This window comes from Croceibacterium ferulae, assembly GCF_003660445.1.
Lineage (GTDB): Bacteria > Pseudomonadota > Alphaproteobacteria > Sphingomonadales > Sphingomonadaceae > Croceibacterium > Croceibacterium ferulae.
In genome coordinates this window covers 55,237-73,497 of record NZ_QZVQ01000002.1, presented here as the reverse complement: position 1 = coordinate 73,497, position 18,261 = coordinate 55,237, and the positions used below count along the sequence as shown (strand labels likewise).

At 65.5% G+C, this 18,261-nt stretch carries 13 protein-coding genes; 6 read left to right on the top strand and 7 right to left on the bottom strand.

Features of this window, described 5'->3' with window-relative positions:
• Positions 1-22: 22 nt before the first annotated feature.
• The 6 genes from D5S08_RS01020 to D5S08_RS00995 form a co-directional block, all read right to left on the bottom strand.
• Positions 23-2,335, bottom strand: a complete 2,313-nt coding sequence (locus D5S08_RS01020; protein ID WP_126665467.1) for a putative bifunctional diguanylate cyclase/phosphodiesterase — start codon at positions 2,333-2,335, stop codon at positions 23-25.
• 67 nt (positions 2,336-2,402) lie between these two features.
• The gene (locus D5S08_RS01015) at positions 2,403-3,269 is read right to left on the bottom strand and encodes a CE1 family esterase (RefSeq protein ID WP_121114655.1); all 867 of its coding nucleotides are present in this window, start codon (positions 3,267-3,269) and stop codon (positions 2,403-2,405) included.
• Positions 3,270-3,466: 197 nt separating this feature from the next.
• The gene (locus tag D5S08_RS16945; RefSeq protein ID WP_277750400.1) at positions 3,467-4,027 is read right to left on the bottom strand and encodes a TetR/AcrR family transcriptional regulator; all 561 of its coding nucleotides are present in this window, start codon (positions 4,025-4,027) and stop codon (positions 3,467-3,469) included.
• A 56-nt stretch (positions 4,028-4,083) separates the two neighbouring features.
• Positions 4,084-5,499, bottom strand: coding sequence for an efflux transporter outer membrane subunit (locus tag D5S08_RS01005; RefSeq protein ID WP_241557190.1), 1,416 nt, complete (start codon positions 5,497-5,499; stop codon positions 4,084-4,086).
• Positions 5,500-5,542: 43 nt separating this feature from the next.
• Positions 5,543-8,740: an efflux RND transporter permease subunit gene (locus tag D5S08_RS01000; RefSeq protein WP_121114649.1), complete on the bottom strand. Its 3,198-nt coding sequence runs from the start codon at positions 8,738-8,740 to the stop codon at positions 5,543-5,545.
• Positions 8,741-8,746: 6 nt separating this feature from the next.
• Complete coding sequence (locus D5S08_RS00995) at positions 8,747-9,913, bottom strand: efflux RND transporter periplasmic adaptor subunit (protein WP_121114647.1); 1,167 nt, start codon at positions 9,911-9,913, stop codon at positions 8,747-8,749.
• Positions 9,914-10,259: 346 nt separating this feature from the next.
• Here D5S08_RS00995 and D5S08_RS00990 point away from each other — a divergent pair, with 346 nt between their 5' ends.
• The 6 genes from D5S08_RS00990 (at position 10,260) to D5S08_RS00965 (ending at position 16,211) form a co-directional block, all read left to right on the top strand.
• On the top strand, positions 10,260-10,832 hold the full coding sequence (locus D5S08_RS00990; RefSeq protein ID WP_241557149.1) for a TetR/AcrR family transcriptional regulator: 573 nt from the start codon (positions 10,260-10,262) through the stop codon (positions 10,830-10,832).
• 114 nt (positions 10,833-10,946) lie between these two features.
• Positions 10,947-12,278: a cation:proton antiporter gene (locus tag D5S08_RS00985; protein ID WP_121114644.1), complete on the top strand. Its 1,332-nt coding sequence runs from the start codon at positions 10,947-10,949 to the stop codon at positions 12,276-12,278.
• Between the two features lie 71 nt (positions 12,279-12,349).
• Positions 12,350-13,147 (top strand): polyphosphate kinase 2 family protein, encoded by a 798-nt coding sequence (locus D5S08_RS00980; protein WP_121114642.1) that lies wholly within the window; start codon positions 12,350-12,352, stop codon positions 13,145-13,147.
• 100 nt (positions 13,148-13,247) lie between these two features.
• The gene (locus D5S08_RS00975) at positions 13,248-14,030 is read left to right on the top strand and encodes an SDR family NAD(P)-dependent oxidoreductase (RefSeq protein ID WP_121114640.1); all 783 of its coding nucleotides are present in this window, start codon (positions 13,248-13,250) and stop codon (positions 14,028-14,030) included.
• A gap of 122 nt (positions 14,031-14,152) precedes the next feature.
• Positions 14,153-14,422 carry a DUF4212 domain-containing protein gene (locus tag D5S08_RS00970; protein WP_121114638.1) on the top strand — a complete coding sequence of 90 codons (270 nt, stop codon included), beginning with the start codon at positions 14,153-14,155 and terminating at the stop codon, positions 14,420-14,422.
• Positions 14,423-14,435: 13 nt separating this feature from the next.
• Positions 14,436-16,211: a sodium:solute symporter family protein gene (locus D5S08_RS00965; RefSeq protein WP_121114636.1), complete on the top strand. Its 1,776-nt coding sequence runs from the start codon at positions 14,436-14,438 to the stop codon at positions 16,209-16,211.
• A gap of 19 nt (positions 16,212-16,230) precedes the next feature.
• Here the strand turns inward: D5S08_RS00965 and acs are convergent, their stop codons facing one another.
• The gene (gene acs, locus D5S08_RS00960) at positions 16,231-18,180 is read right to left on the bottom strand and encodes an acetate--CoA ligase (protein WP_121114634.1); all 1,950 of its coding nucleotides are present in this window, start codon (positions 18,178-18,180) and stop codon (positions 16,231-16,233) included.
• Positions 18,181-18,261 lie beyond the last annotated feature (81 nt).

Below are 18,261 nucleotides of genomic sequence, written 5' to 3'. Positions count from 1 at the left end.
GCTGTCCTATCCAGATCCGTTGTCAGATCGATTCAGGGTGGTGCAGGGCGAACCCCTGTGCATAATCGATGCCCATGGATCTCAGTCGCGGGATCAGTTCCTCGAACTCCACGGATTCCGCGATCGTGCACATGTCCATGGCGCGAGCGACCTTTGACACGGCCTCCACGATGATGGCGCAGGTGGAGTGGTTCAGGGTCCCTTTGACAAACTCGCCGTCGATCTTCACGAACTGGACCGGCAGGTGGCTGAGGTAAGTGAATGACGCCATCCCGCTGCCGAAATCATCCAGCGCGAACCTGAATCCCATGTCGATCAGGCTGCGCATCGCGCCAGCGGTACGCTGGACATTGGCCAGGGCCGCGGTCTCGGTGATCTCGAAGCAGATCTGCGAGGAGTGGACAGCCGGATGCGCCGCCAGCGAACTTTCGATGAACTCCAGAAAGCCGCTGGCGCTGAGGGTCGCGCCTGACAGGTTGACGAAATAGCATGCTTCGTCGGGCAGTTCAGCGGACCGTGCCTGCAGGTGCGCAAGGATCTTGCCCACGATATGGCGATCGAACTCCTCGATCATGCCGAAACGCTCCGCCGCCGGGATGAAGCCGCTCGGCGGGATGATGGTGCCATCGCCATTTCTCAATCTCGCCAGCACTTCGTAGAAGTCGGCGGGCCGGTTTCGGCCGTCCTGCAACCCGACGATCTTCTGGGCGAAGAGAATTACCCGATCTTCCCGCATCGCCTCCCGCAGGCGGGTCACATTGTCCATGTCCTGCTGCTGCTGCCAGACTTCCTCGTCCGATTCCGAGCTTACCTGAACGCGATTCCGCCCCTTGTCCTTGGCGAGGAAGCAGGCCGCGTCGGCGAGGCCCAATGCTGCCTCGAACGGCAGTGTCTCATCATCTCCGAACGTCACCACGCCGACGCTCAAGGTGACGCCGTATCGTTGCCCCTGCCAGAAGAAGTTGATGTCCTTGACCGCCTTGCACAGGCGATGCGCAAGGGCGACGGCATCCTCCTGACTGCAGTCACGCCGAAGGAGGGCGAATTCGTCACCACCCAGGCGCGCCAGCAGGTCACGCTCGTCGTCGCACTGCGACCGCAAGGCGGTCGCGACCTCGATCAGCAGGCTGTCACCCGCCGCATGACCGCAGCGGTCGTTGACGATCTTGAGATGATCGATGTCCATGTAGAGCAGGGCGTTCAGGCCCGATCCGGCGATGTCCTGTGTCTTGCGTCCGAACTCCCGCCGGTTGCACAGGCCGGTCAGGGCGTCGTGCGCGGCCTGGTAGGAGACCTCCTGCGCCAGTGTATGGGCTTCCGTCACGTCGTTGCCCTGGACAAAGATGCCGCTGATGTCGCCCATGTCGTTGAAGATCGGCTGGTAGATCAGGTCTATGTAGGACTGCTCCAGTTCGCCTCCGGCGACACGCTGGAACTCGATCGGCAAGGCGCGACCGATGAACGGTTGTCCTGTCGTGTAGACGGCATCGAGCTTGTCCAGGAAGCCTTGCGCAACCACTTCGGGCATGACCTCTTCCACCCGATGGCCGATGATCTGCCGATGACCGACAAGCTGATAATAGGCATCGTTGGCCAGCTCGAACACATGGTGCGGACCATGCAGCACGCAGATGAAGCCGGGTGCCTGCTGGAACAGCTGGCGGAGCCGCTCCTTCTCCAGATCCAAGGTGCTGCGGGCATCAGTGTCCTGAATGCTCTGATTGGCGTGAGGCATATGCGCCGGCTCCTTGATGTCGGCCAGGCAGTGGAGAATTCCCAGGATCGTACCGTCGGCACGCAGGAGCGGGAAGTTGGAAACGCTCCAATGGCGTTCTTCAGATCCTGGACCGTCCGGTGTGGGGACGGCACACTGGACATGGGGAATGTGATGGGGCGTGCGGCTCTCCAGCACGCGATCGCAGGAGGCCCGCACCATGCATGTTTGCCGATCATTCGAGCCCGGGAAGACCTCAAAGGCCGACCGCCCCAGGATCGTGGCACGATCGCTGCCAATCAGACGTGCATAGGCAGCGTTGCAGCCGATGATGGTCAGTCCGCAGTCGAGCATCAGGGCTGGAGATGGGCCCATCTCGAAAGAAACGCAGAACTCTTCCTCCCCCGCGGCTGTCGCCATCATGTATCCCCATGCCTTGCCTAGCATATTCCGCGTCCCGGCAAGGATACAAGAAGCTGGGAGAAATGTGAGGGACAGGCCTATCAACGAACGCGGGAATGTCGAACTCGTGATCTTGCTGTGCCCGGTTGTGGAGGTACAAGGTTTCCCAGCGACGCGGTCAGCCAGATCGAAAACATGCCTGCTTTCCCTGCGCGGCACTCAGCGCGATGCCAGTGATGCCGGTGTCGATCGAATTCGGACGGTGCCTGTGTTGCCGAGGTTTGGCCTAGCGCCGCTGGCGTGACAGGAACGCCCATAGTGCCTCGTTGTCGACGACCGACCAGCTGTGCTGACCGCCGCGCATCACACGCGCCGCAACGGTCGTGTCGCCCCGGCAGCGTGCATAGCCTTGCTCGTAAACCGTCGCGCTGAGATTGCGAGCATAGGGTTCGGAGCAGCCGTTCAACACTGCCCAGCGTTGCAGGGCCGCAGCTTGGGCATATCGCCAGTACGGCGCGCCGCCGCCAGTGATCGGGTTGGTGCCGTCAACATCGCCGGCGAAGGCCAGTACGGGTAGCGGCGCGTCAGGACGACATGTCGCAGGATCGGCTTGTGTCGGATCGGACGCGAGCGGCCGTCCGGCACGCAGGCCGACCACCGGCGCGATCGCAGCGAACCGCTCTGCCGCGACGCAGCCAAGCCAGGAGGCCATGCGGCCACCGCCCGACAAGCCGGTAACGTATACCCGCTTGCCGTCGACGCAGCCGGTATCCACAAGCCGGTCGATCAGGCCTGTCAGATAAGCCACATCATCACGCGCATTTTCTGGCGGCAAGGTGCCAGCGACGGTCGGAACGCCGGGAATGTTCCAGACATAGCCGCGATCGGCCGCGATACCGCCGTCAGGTGCTGCCACGACGAAGCCGTGCCGGTCTGCCGTTTCCGCAAGATGGCTGTCGCGCAGCATCTGCGCCCCGGTGCCCGTGCTGCCATGGAGCAGGATCACCAGCGGCATGGGCCCGGCGCCGTGCCCGGCGGGAAGGTGAACCGATGCCCGTTCCGGCCAGGCATCGATGCCACCAAGGCGGCACTCGGCACGAGCAACGCCCGAAACAAGGCAGAGACTGAGGCCGATCAATAGACGAAGGAGCATGTTTCCGATCCACCAGCGTATCCGTCTGCGCCTGGGACCGGTTGCTACACCGATGCGTGAGTGTCCAGTCCCGTAAGCTACCGCCCTGCGGAAGCGCCTCATGCATCAGGGGTACCCAGGCGGCACCGGATCACGGGGAACCGCAGATTGAAGCTGGTGCCTGCTTCCGGCAGATGCCGAACTGACTCTCCGCCGCGTCAGCCCAGCCCGGCGGCTTGGCAGAAGAAGGCGACCTTGCGTTCGAGGCAGCTGTCATCGCCTTCGGAAATCGTCCCGTGGCTGATTGCCTGCGAGTGCACCTCGTAGATGAACATGCCGAGGAACATGGCTGCCAGCAGGGCGGGATCCGCTGTCAGCGGCTGCCCCTCCTCCCGCCAGCGGACGAACAGGCGCTCCAGCTGGCCGCGCGCCTCCACGATGGTCCTGCCGTAGAAGCGGCAGGCGAATTCGGGATTTTCGATGCTGGAGGCGATCACGACCCGTGAAAGGGCGACCTCCGCCGGGTCGACGGACTTGTGCCGCAGATCGCGGGCCAGCCGCAGGAGGACCTCCCGGGGGTAGGAAGCGGCGGCGGCAAACTCCACCATTCGCGCGCCACGCTGCTCCACCCGGGCCAGCATGACCGCTTCCAGCAGGCCGGACTTGCTGCCGAACAGCTTGTAGAGCGTTGCCAGCGACCCGCCCGCCCGCTTGACCACGTCGGCCAGAGCCGTGCGTTCGAAACCCTGTTCCAGGAACAGCTGCTCCGCCGCAGCGATGAAACAGTCGCGGCGGCGGCTCAGGCGATCGTCGGTCGATGGCTCGCAGGCCGGGATCAGCTCAGCCCTCCACCGAGGGAACGGTACAGTTCGACCAGGTTGCTCGCCCGGGTCAGCCGTGTGGTGACAAGCTGCTGCTCCGCGGCATAGGCGGTGCGCTGCGCATCCAGTGTGACGAGGAAGGAGTCCACGCCCGCCCGGAACCGGGCATCGGACAGCCGTGCCGCGCCCGTCGCGGCACGGGCCCGGGCGGTCTGCGCATCCAGCTGTTCGCCGATCCGCCCCCGCTGGGCCAGTGCATCGCTCACCTCGCGGAAGGCGGTCTGGATCGCCCGCTCGTAAGTTGCCACCGCGACCTGTTCCGATGCGCGTGCGAAATCCAGATTGCCCTGCCGCCGCCCGGCATCGAAGATCGGCAGCGAGATCCCCGGCGCCGCGGAGTAGGTGAAGCTGCCGCCGGAAAACAGGTTGGACAAGGCGGTGCCGATCGTTCCCACCGTGCCGGTGAGCGAGAGGGTCGGGAAGAACGCCGCCCGGGCCGCACCGATATTGGCGTTCTCGGCAATCAGCTGATGTTCGGCCTGCAGCACGTCGGGCCGACGCAGCAGGATGTCGGAGGACAGGTTGGCGGGCAGGGCGTCAAGGGTGAGGTCCCCGGCGCCAAGCCCGTCGGGCAGGAGCTGCGCAGGCACGGTCGTGCCGACCAGCAGGTTCAATGCGTTCTGGTCCTGCGCCACGCGGGTTTCCAGCGTCGCGATGTCGTTGCGGGCCGACTGGTAATTGGTTTCGGCCTGCTGCACTTCCAGCTCGGACCCTACGCCGATGCGGAACTGGGCGCTGGTCAGGTCCAGCGTCTGGCGGAACGTGTCCAGCGTTTCGCGCGCGATGCGCAGCTGTTCCTGGTCCGATGCCATGGCCAGCCACGCATTTGCCGTTTCCGCGATCAGGCTGATGCGGGTGGATCGCTGCGCTTCCTCACTGGCGAAGACCTGTTCCTGCGCCGCGCGGCTGAGGTTGCGAACGCGGCCGAACAGGTCCAGCTCGAAAGCGGAGATGCCGGCATTGACCGAATAGAATTCCAGGTCCGATCCGCCGCTGGTGCCGACGCCGGCCCCTGCGCCCGGGCCTGCACCTGCACCTGCACCTGCACCTGCCGCGCCGATCACGTTGTTGGTATAGGTCGCCGACCCGGTCACCGCCGCCGTCGGCAGCAGATCCGACCGCTGGACGCGCAGCTGGGCGCGGGCCTGCAGCACGTTGCCGGCGGCAATGCGCAGGTCGCGATTGTTGGCGAGGCCCGTCTCGATCACCTGCCGCAGCCGGGGATCGAGGAAGAAGTCCCGCCAGCCGACCTGAGTGATGTCGGGCGCGTCGGTCGCTGCGGCGGGGTAGATCCCGCCTTCCGGCAGCGAGACCGGCACGGCCGCCCCCGGCCGGTCGTAATCAGGTGCGAGATTGCACCCGGCGAGCATTGTCGCGCTGACGAGGCAGGCGAGGTAATGTCTGGTCTTCACATCAGGCTCCCTGCGGCGCGACGCCGCCGTCGGAGGATTTGTTGCCGGCATCCGGCTCAACATCCCTGTTGGCGGAGGGCTGGTCTGTCTGGCCGTGCTTGAACAACCGGGCGACGACCACGAAGAACATCGGCACGAAGAAGATGGCCAGCACGGTCGCGGACAGCATGCCGCCCACCACCGCTCCACCGATGGCGTTCTGGCCACCAGCGCCCGCGCCGGTGGAGAGCGCCAGCGGCAGCACGCCGAAGACGAACGCCAGGCTGGTCATCAGGATCGGCCGGAGACGCAGCCGGGCCGCTTCGATGGCAGCATCAAAGGCGTTCATTCCGTCACGCACCCGTTCTTCCGCGAACTCCACGATCAGGATCGCGTTCTTCGCCGAGACGCCGATGGTCGTGATCAGGCCCACCTGCAGGTAGATGTCGTTGTTCAGCCCGGTCAGCACGCCAGCCAGCACCGCGCCGATCACACCCAGGGGCACCACCAGCATGACTGCGATCGGCACCGACCAGCTTTCATACAGTGCGGCGAGGCACAGGAACACGATGAGCAGGGACAGCGCATAAAGCGCGGGTGCCTGGCCGCCCGACAGCCGTTCCTCGTAGGACAGGCCTGTCCATTCCAGCGCGGTGCCGGGTGGCAGCTTGGCCTGCATCTCCTCCATCGCCTCCATCGCCGCACCGGTGCTGAGGCCAGCGCCCGGGGCACCCTGCAACTGCATGGCCGCCTGGCCCTGGTAGCGGCTTAGGATCACCGGCGCCTGCTGCCATGACAGGTCGGAGAACGCAGTGAACGGTGCCATCTCGCCGCTGCTGCCCCGTACATAGAAGTCGCCGATGGCATCGGGGGAGGAACGGTATTGCTGGTCCGCCTGGATATAGACCCGCTTGGTCCGGCCACGATCCAGGAAATCGTTGACATAGGCGCCGCCCCAGGCGGTCGAGATCGTCTGGTTGATGGCGCTGATGTCCAGACCCAGTGCCCCCGCCTTGTCCTGGTCGATATTGACCGACAGCTGCGGGGCATCGTCCAGGCTGAGGGGGCGGACCTGCGAGACGCGGCTGTCACCTGCCGCCATGCCGAGCATCTGGTTGCGTGCGGCAAGCAGCCCGTCATGGCCGACGCCGCCCGTGTCCACCAGCCACATGTCGAAGCCCGTGGCGTTGCCCAGTTCCTGCACGGCGGGCGGCACCAGCGCGAAGATGCTGGCGTCGCGATATTGGGCGAATGTGCCCATCGAACGGGCGGCGATCGCCTGCGCGCCGTTCTCGGCACCCGGGCGCTCCTCCCAATCCTTCAGGCGGATGAAGGCAAGGCCCGCATTCTGTCCCTGGCCGGCGAAGGAGAAGCCGCTGACCGTGAACACGCTGGCGACGTTGGCGCTCTCTGTTTTCAGGAAGTGGTCACGCACCACGTCCAGCGCGCGTTGCGTGCGGGGCAGGGTGGCGCCCGGCGGCGCCTGGACCAGCGCTATCATCGAGCCCTGGTCCTCTTCCGGCAGGAAGCCGCCCGGAAGGCGCGTGAACAGCAGCGCCATGACGCCCACGATCGCCAGGTAGATCACGCCCGACCGCTTCCAGCTGCGCGCGGTGCGCACGACGCCGCGCTCGTACTTCTGCGTGCCCCGATCGAAGGTACGGTTGAACCACCGGAAGAAGCGCGCCAGCGGGCCCTTGCCTTCGGCCTGGTCAGCCTTGTGCGGCTTCAGGATCGTGGCGCACAGGGCCGGTGTCAGGATCAGCGCCACCAGCACCGACAGCACCATGGAGGCGACAATGGTGACGGAGAACTGGCGATAGATCACGCCCGTGGACCCGCCAAAGAATGCCATCGGCAGGAACACCGCAGACAGCACCATGCCGATGCCGATCAGCGCGCCGCTGATCTCGTCCATGGATTTGCGTGCCGCTTCCCGCGGTGGCAGATGCTCCGTCTGGATCAGGCGCTCGACATTCTCCACCACCACGATCGCGTCATCGACGAGCAGGCCGATCGCCAGCACCATGCCGAACAGGGTCAGCGTATTGATGGAATAGCCCAGCATCGACATGACGCCGAAGGTACCTAGCAGCACCACCGGAACCGCGATGGTCGGGATGATGGTCGCGCGCCAGTTCTGCAGGAACAGGAACATGACCAGGAACACCAGCACCACCGCCTCGATCAACGTGTGGATGACCTGCTCCACCGACAGGCGAACGAAAGGGGTGGAATCGTATGGGTAGACGACCGTCACGTCCTGCGGGAAGCCTTCCGCGATCCGCTCGATCTCCGCCTTCACTTCGTCCACGGTGTCGAGCGCGTTGGCACCCGTGGCCAGTCGCACGCCGAAGCCGGATGCGGGCTTGCCGTTGTATTGCGTGTCGAAGCCGTAGATTTCCGCACCCTTGGCCACACGGGCCACGTCACGCAGGCGCACGACCGCGCCGCCTTCCGTGCTGCGCAGGCGGATATTGCCGAATTCCTCTGGCGTCTGCAGGCGGGTCTGGACGGAGACGGTGGCGTTCAGCTCCTGCTCCACCGGGGCGGGCAGCTGGCCGATCTGGCCGGCGGACACCTGCGCGTTCTGCGCCTGCACCGCCGCCGTCACATCGGCGATGGTCAGGTTGTAGCTGCGCAGCTTCAGCGGATCGACCCAGATGCGCATCGCATATTGCGTGCCGAACACCTGCAATTCGCCGACGCCGGTGACGCGGCTGACCGGATCCTGCACCTGCGCCACGATATAATCGGACAGGTCGTTGGCCGTATGGCTGCCATCTTCAGAATAGATCGCGGCGACCAGCAGGAAGCTGGCGGCAGACTTGGCAACGGTGATGCCCTGGCGCTGGACCTCCTGCGGCAGCAGCGATGTCGCTGCCTGCAGCTTGTTCTGCACCTGCACCTGCGCGATGTCGGGGTTGGTGCCCTGTTCAAAGGTCAGCGTGATGGTGACCCGCCCGGCCGAGGAGGACGAGGCGGAGAAATAGCGCAGATTGTCGATGCCTTTCAGCTGCTGCTCGATGATCTGCGTGGTCGTGCGTTCCAGCGTGGTCGCATCGGCGCCGGGATAGCTGGCGCTGATGGTAACGGTGGGCGGCGCGATGGTGGGGAACTGGGAGATCGGCAGGCTGCGGATCGCGAGCACGCCGAACAGCATCAGCACGATGGCGATGACCCATGCGAAGATGGGTCGGTCGATGAAATAGCGTGACATGGCGGATCAGTCCGCCTGCGGGGTTGCGGCGGCAGGCTGGGCCGCCTGCTGCGCCGGTGCACGATACGGCACTGCCTTCACCACTGTTCCGGGCTGCAGGTTCTGCCCCCCTTCCACGATGACGCGATCCCCGGCCTTCAGCCCGGCGGTGACCAGCCAGTTCTGCCCCACGGTGCGCGGGGCGGTCAGCTTGCGCAGCTGGATCTTGCCGTCCTGCCCCACCACGGTGGTGACCGGATCGCCGCGCTCGTCGCGCGAGACGGCGCGGATCGGCACGAGCAACGCATTGGTGCGCGTGCCTTCCACCATCTCGGCCCGGACATACATGCCCGGCAGCAGCAGGCCCTGCCGGTTGGGGAACACCGCCCGGATGATCTGGCTGCCGGTGGTGGGATCCACCGTCACGTCCGTGAAGCTGAGCGTGCCCGCGGCCGTGTAGGTGCTGTCGTTCTCCAGCTTCAGCTGCACCTGGGCCGCCCCGCCTTCGCGGTTCAGTTCGCCCGACGCCAACTGCTGGCGCAGGTCCAGCACGTCGGCGCTCGATTGCTGAATGTCGACAAAGATCGGGTCCAGCCGCTGAATGGTGGTGAGCGGCTCCACCTGTGCGGCCGAGACCAGCGCGCCGGTGGTGTAGGTGGAGCGGCCGATACGGCCGCTGATCGGCGCACGGATGGTGGTGCGCGCCAGATCGATCTCCGCCGCCTGCAGGGCCGCCTGCTGGGCCGCGACATCGGCGCGGGCCTGCTGCGCGGCGCTGGTCGCGTCCTCCGCCTGCTGGCGGGAAATGGCGTTGATGTCGACCAGCTCGCCATAGCGGCGGGCCAACGCCTCGCTGTTGGCGATCCCGGCGCGGGCACGGGCCAGGGCGGCACGCGCACTGGCCACCTGCGCCCGGTACGGGGCGGGGTCGATCCGGTAGAGCGGCTGCCCCTTGCGGACCATGTCGCCTTCGCGGAACAGGCGCTCCAGGATCAGGCCGTTGACCTGCGGGCGCACATCCGAAGTCTCGTAGGCGCTGGTGCGCCCCGGCAGTTCGGTGCTGAGCGTGACCGGCTGGGCCGAGACCGTGATGTAGCCAACCTGTGGCGGCCCGGCGGGCGCCTGCTGCTGTTCGCCACCGCCGCACGCCGCGAGGAACAAGGCCAGTCCGGCCACTGAAGCAATCCTGTTCATTCCCACCTTCGATTGGCTTTGCTGTCCGCGCGGGTCGGTATGAACCCTCGCAAACAGTCGGAAACATCACCTGCACGGGTGTGCGGCGGTCCTTCGACGACGATTCTCTCCGCTCACGTTCGGCTTGCTTGCAGTGCGAGCTCGAACGATATGAGTGATCGCTCACTCACATGAATGTTGCGCCGTTAATCGTGACGTGCCAACTTGGCAAGCCTAAAGGAGACTGGTGATCGGTTCAGAGCAAACGGCAGGGCAGGGCCGCACCGCCCGCGCGGATCAGCGACGGCGCCACCTGCTTGACGTGGCACGGCGGCTGTTCGTCCAGCAGGGTTTCCACCAGACGGGCGTGGCCCAGATCGCCGCCGAGTCGGAGATCAAGGTCGGGCAGATCTACCGCGATTTCGAAAGCAAGGAGGCGATCATCGCCGCCATCTGCGAGATGGATGTCGCGGCATGGCTGGAGGAAGATGTGCTGGCCGTGGCGGTGCAGCAGAACGATCTGCCGGCAATCCGGGCGTGGCTCGCCCGCTTCAGCCAGCCAGAGGATTCCGAGGAGTACCGTCTGGTCGCCGAGATCATGGCCGAAGCGGGGCGCAATGAACGCATCGCGGAAAGCTACCGGGTACTGGACGGCCGGATCATGGGCAGCCTTTCCGCCGCGCTGGTCGCGATCGCACCCGCCGATATCGAACGGGCGGCGATCGATTCGCTTGCGCAACTCATGATGACGTTCGGCGTCGGCCTGGCCAGCAGGAAGATCGTGCTTGGCGAGTCCGGATCAGCGGGCGCTTGCCGGATGATGGACCGCTTCCTGACATCCGAGATGGCGACCCTGTTCAGATGTCACGTGCCGCCTGGAGGGGCGGGCTGTGGGGATAAGGCCGGAGACTCTAGCTGTTCAGGCGCATCCGCCGGGTAGCAGGCGTGCCCTCCTGCGCCATGCCTTGCACCGTGCCGGCGGAAACATGATCCGCCGATCAGCATATCTTCGCAGTTCGCCGTTCCGAAAGGGCGCGCCGCTCGTTCCACCACGATGCTGCCTGACATAGCGCCCGAACCGTACATCCTCGTCCTTGCCGGATTCGGCGTCCTGATCGCCCTGGTCGCATGGCTGCCGCTCGCGCTGAGGCGGCTGCCATTGTCGCTGCCGATCATCTGCATCGCGATCGGCGCGGCGGTGTTTCTGCTGCCGCAGATCACCTTGCGGCCGCTGCCGATCCTTTATCCCGAGATAACGGAGCGCTTCACGGAGTTCGTCGTCATCATCGCCCTGATGGGGGCCGGGCTGAAGATCGATCGCCTGTTCGGCTGGCGTCGGTGGGCGATCACCTGGCGGCTGCTGCTGATCACCATGCCGCTCGGCATCCTCGCGATCGTTGTGCTCGGCCAGGCGATGCTCGGTCTGCCTCTGGCAGTGGCGCTGCTGCTAGCGGCCAGCCTGGCGCCGACCGATCCGGTCCTGGCGGCGGATATCCAGGTCGGCCCGCCCAAGACCGGCGACGAGGATGACGTCCGGTTCGGCCTGACTTCCGAAGCGGGGCTGAATGACGGCGCGGCGTTCCCCTTTGTCCATCTGGCTGTCCTGCTCGCGGTGGCGCTGCCCAGCGGCGAGCCGTGGGTCACCGAATGGCTGACCTACCGTGTGCTGTGGGAGATCGGCGGCGGGATCATCGGCGGGTGGCTGGTCGGTCGGGCGTTCGGATGGCTGACCTTCCGGGTGCCGGCGGAAACCAAGCTGGCCCGCACCGGCGATGGCCTGATCGCGCTGTCGGCCACCTTGCTGTCATACGGGCTGACAGAAATCGTGCATGTCTACGGGTTCCTGGCCGTGTTCGTCACGGCGCTGACGTTCCGCAGCGCCCATCGCGACCATGAATTCCAGCTGGAGATGCACGCCATGACCGAGCAGGTCGAACGTCTGGCGATGATGGTGCTGCTGATCCTGTTCGGTGGCGCGCTGGTGAGCGGTCTGCTGGCCAGCGTCGGATGGCCGGAGGTCGGCGCCGCCCTGATCATCCTGCTCGTGATCCGGCCGCTGACCGGGTGGATCGCGCTGCTGGGCTATCCGGCGGATCGGGGCGAGAAATGGACCCTGGCCTTCTTCGGCATCCGTGGCGTGGGTTCGATCTACTACATGGCGTATGGCATCAACCACATGACCATCGAGAACGCCGAACGCCTGTGGGGTGTCGTCGGCCTGGTCGTGCTGGCCTCGATCCTGCTTCATGGGTTGACCGTCACGCCCATCATGCGCTCGCTCGATCAGCAGCGCGGCATCGATCCCGACGCCCAGGGCAATGCGCCGCCGGGCTTGCAGGGACCGGCAGGAGAGCCGGACCAAGCCGGAGCTGCTTCCCCATCCTGACGATCCGGCATCCTGAAGACAGCCCCACGAACATGGCCTCCGAGGCCCCAGGCAGAAGGTGAATGAGACAGATGACCAAGGTCCACGACAAGCCTGCCGACGGGAACAGGCTCGCCCGGCACGAACATCCGGAACGACTGGACCGGCCCTACAAGGACGCCCTGAAGGAGCTGCAGGAGAAGCTCGAAAAGGTGATGGTCGGCCACATCGTTCACAAGAAGCGGAGTGTGATCCTGTTCGAAGGGTGGGATGCAGCGGGCAAGGGCGGGGCGATCAAGCGTCTCACGGCGGAATGGGACCCGCGCGCCTTTTCTGTGTGGCCGATCTCCGCACCGACTGCAGAGGAGCAGGCCCACAATTTCCTGTGGCGGTTCTGGAAGCGCCTGCCTGCCGCGGGCGAGATCGCCGTGTTTGATCGCAGCTGGTACGGCCGGGTTCTGGTGGAGCGTGTGGAGGGATTTGCCAGCGCCGCGGACTGGCGCCGGTCCTTTGACGAGATCAACCAGTTCGAAGCCCAGCTGGCGGCGGACGGCACCACCATCATCAAGCTGTTCCTGCATGTTTCGCCGGAGGTGCAGGACGACAGGCTGAAGGCCCGGCTCGATCACCCCTGGAAGCGGTGGAAGGTCAGTGCGGAAGACTTCCGCAACCGGGAGCGGCGCGCGGATTACCTCGCGGCGATGGAGGAGATGTTCGAGCGGACGGACACGGCCGCTGCCCCGTGGATCATCATCAACGGAGACAAGAAGAAGTCGGCGCGGATCGCTGCCTTGCAGACCGTTTATGACCGCCTCGCTCCGGTCACGCCCGCAGATCCGCCGGAGCCCTTGGAAGAGGTCATGCAACTGGCACGATCCGCTTTCGGCTGAAGATGCACAGGGCTGCTGCCCGTGCAGAACTACCGAAACCGGCTGGGGCGGGGAACCACGATTTCGCCTGAACGGTTTGGGCCGCGAAAGGCGGTGTTTCATGGCAGACAAATTCGCAATTATTACGGGCGCTTCCACCGGCATCGGCTTCGAGCTGGCGACGCTGGCGGCAAAGGACGGCTACGACATCCTGGTCGTGGCGAACGAAGCGCTGATCAACGACGCGGCGGCGGACTTCCGCCAGTTCGGCACGCAGGTGGACGCGGTCGAGGCGGACCTGTCCACCATCGAGGGCGTGGACAGCCTGCTCGCCGCCACGAGAGGCCGGCAGGTAGACCTGCTGTGCGCCAATGCCGGGCAGGGTCTGGGCCATGCTTTCCTAGACCAGTCGGTCGCGGATTGGCGGCATGTGGTCGACACCAACATCACCGGCACCCTTTATTTGCTGCAGACCACCCTGAAGCAGATGGTGGCGCGCAATGCCGGCAAGGTGCTGGTGACCGGATCGGTGGCGGGCTACATCCCCGGCTCCTTCCAGGCGGTCTATAACGGCACCAAGGCCTTCCTCGACAACTTCGTGCTGGCCTTGCAGAACGAGTTGAAGGACGTGGACGGGGTCACGCTGACCAACCTGATGCCGGGACCGACCGATACCGAGTTCTTCGACCGGGCGGGCATGATGGATACCTCCGTCGGCACCGATCCCAAGAAGGAAGACCCCGCCGCCACCGCTCGCAATGGCTGGGACGCCCTGATGTCGGGCAAGGCCAGCGTGGTATCCGGCTGGAAGAACAAGGTGCAGATGGCGGTCGAAGGCATCATTCCGGAATCCATCAAGGCGGAACAGCACCGCAAGATGGCCGAACCGGGCAGCGCCGACTGACCGGCCGGCACTAACGGTGGCAAATTAGGGCTGTTCCCCTCGCCCGGCTTGCCGCACACTGCGATGCGACGGCGGACCCTTGAAGGTCCGCCGCGCACGTATCTGAGGGGAGTGCCTGTTCCATGCCTGAAGACGACGCCCGGACTGCGTCTGCCGACGCCTACTGGAAAGCGAATGTCCGCCTGCTGCTGACGCTGATGGCGATCTGGTTCGCCGTCTCCTTTGGCGCAGGTATCCTGTTCCGCGATGCGCTGGACCGCTTCGCCATCGGCGGATTTCCATTGGGCTTCTGGTTTGCGCAGCAGGGCTCCATCTACGTATTCGTCGCGCTGATCTTCTTCTATCACTGGAAGATGAAGCGCATCGAACGCCGCCACGACCTCGATGATTGAGAGGGCGGGCAGCATGTCGACACAGACCCTGATCTACCTGTTCGTGGGCGCCAGCTTCGCCCTCTATATCGGCATCGCCATCTGGACCCGTGCCGGCTCGACCAAGGAGTTCTATGTCGCGGGCGGCGGGGTCAATCCCGTGGTCAACGGCATGGCCACCGCGGCCGACTGGATGAGCGCGGCCTCCTTCCTGTCCATGGCCGGGCTGATCGCCTTTTCCGGTTATGACGGGTCGGTCTACCTGATGGGCTGGACCGGCGGGTTCGTGATGCTGGCACTGCTGCTGGCGCCCTATCTGCGCAAGTTCGGCCAGTTCACCGTGCCGGACTTCATCGGCACCCGGTATTATTCCAGCGTCGCCCGCACAGTAGCGGTGGTGTGCCTGATCTTCATCAGCTTCACCTATATCGCCGGGCAGATGCGCGGCGTGGGCATCGTGTTCTCCCGCTTCCTGGATGTGCCGATCAACACCGGCGTCATCATCGGGATGGGGATCGTGTTCATCTATTCGGTGCTGGGGGGCATGAAGGGCATCACCTACACGCAGGTGGCGCAGTTCTGCGTGCTGATCTTCGCCTACATGGTGCCGGCCTTCTTCATCTCCGCGCTGGTCACCGGCAACCCGATCCCGCAGCTGGGGCTGGGCAGCACGGTAAATGACGGGTCGGGCACCTTTGTGCTGCAACGGCTGGACGAATCGCTGCAGATGATGGGCTTCCCGGCCTATACCGATGGCGCGAAGTCCAGGATCGACGTGTTCTGCATCACGGCGGCGCTGATGGTCGGCACCGCAGGCCTGCCGCATGTCATCGTGCGCTTCTTCACCGTTCCCAAGGCATCGGACGCGCGCAAGTCGGCCGGCTGGGCGCTGCTGTTCATCGCGCTGCTCTACACCACTGCACCTGCGGTCGCGGCCTTCGCTCGCCTGAACTTCAACGGTTCCGTTGCCGGTACGCCCTATGCCGAGGCGCCCGGCTGGTTCACCAATTGGGAGCGCAACGGCCTAATCGCGTTCACCGACCGGAATGGCGATGGCGTGATGAACGTCGCCAATGGCGATCCGTTCACCGGCACTCCGGCCTTCGCGCCCGGCGTCGGGCCGAGCGGCGAACGGCTGGTCAGCAATCCTCCGCTGCCCGGCAATGCCAACGAGGTCTATGTCGACAAGGACATCATGGTCCTCGCCAATCCGGAGATTGCGGGCCTGCCCGGCTGGGTGATCGCGCTCGTGGCGGCAGGCGGACTGGCGGCGGCCCTGTCCACCGCCGCCGGGCTGCTGCTGGTGATCTCCACCGCGGTCAGCCACGATCTGCTGAAGTCGACCTTTCGCCCGAACATTTCCGAAAAGAACGAGCTGCGCGCCGCGCGCATCGCCGCCACCTGCGCCATCCTGGTGGCGGGCGTGCTGGGCATCTATCCGCCGGGCTGGGTGGCGCAGGTGGTGGCCTTCGCCTTCGGCCTTGCGGCATCGTCGCTGTTCCCCGTCATCTTCATGGGGATCTTCTCGAAGCGCATGAACAAGGAAGGGGCGATCGCCGGCATGGTCGCCGGCCTCAGCGTCACCTTCCTCTACATCGGCTGGTTCAAGCTGTGGAACCCCGATGCCAGTACCGCAGACGACTGGTTCCTGGGCATCTCGCCCGAAGGGTTCGGCTTTGTGGGCATGTTGGTGAACTTCGCGGTGGCGCTGCTCGTGTCGCGCTTCACGCCGCCACCCCCGCCGGAGATCGGCCGGCTGGTGGAATCGATCCGCGTGCCGCGCGGGGCGGGGGAGGCGCACGCGCACTGAGCGCGCCGCCCCTCAGCCTCTAGCGGTTCTGCCGCCCCTCGATCAAAGTCTCCACGATCGAGGGGTCGGCCAGCGTGCTGGTATCGCCCAGCGATGCAAAGTCGTTCTCCGCGATCTTGCGCAGGATGCGGCGCATGATCTTGCCCGAGCGGGTCTTGGGCAGAGCGGGCGTGAAATGCACGAAGTCCGGCGTGGCGATCGGGCCGATCTCCCGCCGCACATGCGCGCGCAACTCCGCGGCGAAAGCATCGCCCGGCTCCTCCCCGGCATTCAGCGTGACATAGCAGTAGATGCCCTGGCCCTTGATGTCGTGCGGCGCGCCGACGACGGCCGCCTCCGCCACCTTGGGGTGCAGCACCAGCGCGCTTTCGACCTCGGCCGTGCCCATGCGGTGGCCCGACACGTTGATTACGTCGTCCACCCGGCCGGTGATCCAGTAATAGCCATCCGCATCGCGGCGGCAGCCGTCGCCGGTGAAGTACTTGCCCGGATAGGTGGTGAAATAGGTCAGCGCGAAACGCTCGTGATCGCCATACAGGGTGCGGGACTGGCCGGGCCAACTATGGGTGATGCACAGGTTGCCCTCCGTCGCGCCCTCCAGCACCTGCCCATCGCCATCCACGAGCTGCGGGCACACGCCGAAAAACGGCCGCCCCGCGCTGCCGGGCTTCATCGGGTGCGCGCCGGGCAGGGTGGTGATCATGATCCCGCCCGTCTCCGTCTGCCACCAGGTGTCGACAATCGGGATCGCGCCCTTGCCGACGACCTCGTGATACCAGCGCCACGCCTCAGGATTGATCGGCTCGCCCACCGATCCCAGCAGACGCAGGCTGGACAGATCGTGCTTCGTCACATGCTCCGGCCCTTCGCGCATCAGCGAGCGGATGGCGGTGGGCGCGCTGTAGAAGATGTTGACCCTGTGCTTCTCGACCACTTGCCATAACCGGTCGTGATCGGGGTAGTTAGGCACCCCTTCGAACATCAGCGCAGTGGCGCCGTTCTGCAGCGGGCCATAGACGATGTAGCTGTGGCCGGTGACCCAGCCGATATCGGCGGTGCACCAGTACACTTCGCCGGGCCGGTAATCGAATACGTAGCGGAAGGTGGTCTCCGTCCAGACGGCATAGCCGCCGGTGGTGTGCAGCACGCCCTTGGGCTTGCCGGTGGAGCCGGAGGTGTAGAGGATGAACAGCGGGTCCTCCGCATCCATCGCCTCGCACGGGCAATCCTCGGCCATGCCGTGCGATACTTCGTGGTACCAGTGGTCGCGCCCCTCCACCATGGTCACGTCCACGCCGGTATGGCGCACCACCAGCACTGCTTTCACCGCCACCTTCTGCAGCGCGGCGTCGACGTTGGCCTTGAGCGGCACCGGCTTCGATCCGCGCAGGCCGCCATCGGCACAGATGATCCAGTCGCTGGCGCAATCCTCCACCCGGCCGGCGATGGCATCGGGGCTGAAGCCGCCGAACACCACCGAATGCACCGCGCCGATGCGGGCGCAGGCCAGCATGGCAAAGGCCGCCTCCGGGATCATCGGCATGCTGATCGTCACCCGGTCACCGCGTGCCACGCCCAGCTGCTTCAGCGTGTTGGCCATGCGGATGACTTCCCGCTGCAGCCCGGCATAGGTGATGCGCCGCACCTCGCCATCGGGGTCGTCCGGCTCGAAGATCAGCGCGACCGTCTCGCCCCGACCGGCCGCCACGTGGCGGTCCACCGCATTGTGGCACAGGTTCAGCTTGCCGCCGGTGAACCAGCGGATCTCCACCGGATCGAAGCTCCAGTCGGCAATCCTCGCGGGCGGCGCGATCCAGTCGAGCCGCTCCGCCTGCTCCGCCCAGAAGCTGTCCGGCTCCTCAACGGAGCGGCGATACATCGCCTCATATGTCTCGGCGTCGCACAGCGTGCGTTCGCGCGCCTGCAGCGGCGGTTCGATCCACCGGTCCGCGGTTTTCGCGTCTGCCATCGCTTTCCCTTCTCCAGGTCGCGGTCTGTCCGCGTGTTCTCGTTTCGCAAGTGGTAATGCACAGGGCGCGCCGGCGTTGCC